This is a genomic window from Pseudoalteromonas sp. TAB23 (genome assembly GCF_000498075.1).
In the GTDB taxonomy this organism is placed as follows: domain Bacteria; phylum Pseudomonadota; class Gammaproteobacteria; order Enterobacterales; family Alteromonadaceae; genus Pseudoalteromonas; species Pseudoalteromonas arctica.
The window spans coordinates 1-1,356 of the sequence record NZ_AUTP01000058.1 but is presented as its reverse complement, the minus strand read 5'-3'; the positions used below and the strand labels follow the sequence as shown (position 1 = coordinate 1,356).

Genomic DNA, 1,356 nt, shown 5'->3' with positions numbered 1-1,356 from the left:
CTGCCAAGCAACGTGTCAGATGATCGAAGAACGTGGCGGTGTGGCTTTTGATTATGCTGCTGATTTGAGTAATGCAGACTCAGTTAATGCATTAGCAAACAAAGCGTTAACGGAACATGGCAAAATAGATATTTTGGTCAATGTTGGCGGCACTATATTTCGCAGCCCAGCGGTTGACTACCCGTATGAGCAGTGGCAGAACGTGATGAAAGTAAACCTTGATGCCAGTTTTTTATTGGCCCAAGCGGTTGCGCCAAACATGATCAAACAAGGGTTTGGAAAAATAATTAATATTGCCTCAATGCTGTCATACAGCGGCGGTATGACAGTACCAGCATATACCGCGAGCAAACATGCGGTAGCGGGTCTTACTAAAGCGCTGGCAAACGAATGGGCGCAACACAATATTCAGGTTAATGCTATTGCGCCAGGTTATTTTAGAACCGACAACACCCAAGCATTACAAGATGATGCCGCCCGTAATAGTGAAATTGAAAAGCGTATCCCTGCGGGGCGTTGGGGTGAAGCAGAAGACTTAATTGGTTCAGCCATATTTTTATCTTCAACAGCCAGTGACTATGTCAATGGCCATATTCTTGCCGTTGATGGTGGCTGGTTAGCACGATAATTTTTAATTTTAGGTAGCATGTTATGAACACACAAATAGAGTCACGTTATGCCGTTGGTCCAAATGAAGTTAAAGGCTATGACACCCAACAGTTAAGAGATGAGTTTTTGGTCGACAAACTCATGCAAGAGAACACCATTTATTGGTTATACACCCACTACGAGCGTTTCATGGTGGGCAGTGCGGTGCCAACCAGAGCACCGCTTAGGTTAGAAACGGTAGACAACTTAAAAGCAGCAAACTTTTTAACAGGTAGAGAGCTTGGTGTGATCAATGTTGGCGGCAGCGGCACGATAACTGCTGATGGAGAAGATTTTCAGCTTGGCTATAAAGATGCCTTGTATTTAGGTAAAGATACCAATGAGGTGCTGTTTACTAGTCATGACAGTGGCAATCCTGCAAAATTTTATCTTAATTCTGCACCAGCTCACCACAAATATCCAAATAAGTTAGTGACGCGTAATGATGCTAATGTATTGCATTTAGGTGCGCTTGAAACCTCCAATGAGCGCGATATTAATCAGATGCTGATCAATACCGTAGTACAAACATGCCAACTACAAATGGGGCTAACGGAATTAAAACCAGGCAGCGTCTGGAATACCATGCCTGCTCATCAGCATGATCGTCGTAACGAAGTGTATTTTTATTTTGAAGTGCCAGAGCAGCAAGCTGTGTGTCACTTTATGGGCGAGCCGACTGAAACACGCCATATTTGGGTACATAAC

2 protein-coding genes are annotated in these 1,356 nt (G+C 43.8%); both read left to right on the top strand.

The window, feature by feature from the left end:
* Window positions 1-628, top strand: a 628-nt coding sequence (locus tag L654_RS0101495) for an SDR family oxidoreductase (protein WP_029753449.1), incomplete at its 5' end; no start/stop codon positions are given.
* 23 nt (window positions 629-651) lie between these two features.
* A partial coding sequence (kduI, locus tag L654_RS0101490) for a 5-dehydro-4-deoxy-D-glucuronate isomerase (protein WP_024607035.1) occupies window positions 652-1,356 on the top strand: 705 nt, incomplete at its 3' end.